Annotated in this window: 1 protein-coding gene; it reads left to right on the top strand. The window is 49.3% G+C overall.

The features are described from left to right. Positions 1-577 (top strand): acyl-CoA dehydrogenase family protein (locus tag A3762_RS19050; protein WP_255375066.1); only part of this gene is annotated, 577 nt, incomplete at its 5' end. Positions 578-710: the final 133 nt, after the last annotated feature.

Below are 710 nucleotides of genomic sequence, written 5' to 3'. Positions count from 1 at the left end.
TGCATGTGACCCGCGTTGTAAAATTCTGATCGTGATGGGTAAAACAGACCCTGACAACACCAACAAATATATTCAGCAGTCTCAGATTTTAGTCCCGATGGATACGCCTGGGGTGACTGTTGTTCGTCCAATGAAAGTATTTGGTAATGATGATGCGCCAGAAGGGCATGCAGAAATTACTTTTGAGAACGTTCGTGTACCGGCAAGCAATATGCTTTTGGGTGAAGGTCGTGGTTTTGAAATCGCGCAAGGTCGTTTAGGGCCGGGGCGTATTCACCACTGCATGCGTTTAGTGGGTGCTGCGCAACGTGCTTTTGAAATGATGTGCGCACGTGCTGAGTCGCGCACCGTTTTTGGTAAGACGATGAGCCGCCAAGGTTCTGTGCGCGAGAGTATCGCTAAGTCTTACTGTGAGATCGAGCAAGCGCGTTTGTTGACGCTAAAAGCCGCGGATCAAATGGATCGCGTTGGGAATAAAGGTGCTAAGGCGCTTATTTCAATGATCAAGATTGTTGCACCTCAAATGGCCTGCACGGTGATTGATCGCTCTATGCAAATCCACGGTGCAATGGGTTAAGCCAAGACACCTTCTTGCCACAAGCCTATCAAATGGCGCGTGTAATTAGATTGGCTGATGGTCCGGACGAAGTGCACATGATGCAGCTTGGTCGCGGCTTAGCCTCTGGCTACGCCATGCTGGCAAAGAAATA

This window comes from Oleiphilus sp. HI0125 (assembly GCF_001635355.1).
Note: the sequence above shows the minus strand (reverse complement) of the source record. Positions and strands in the feature narration are given on the sequence as shown.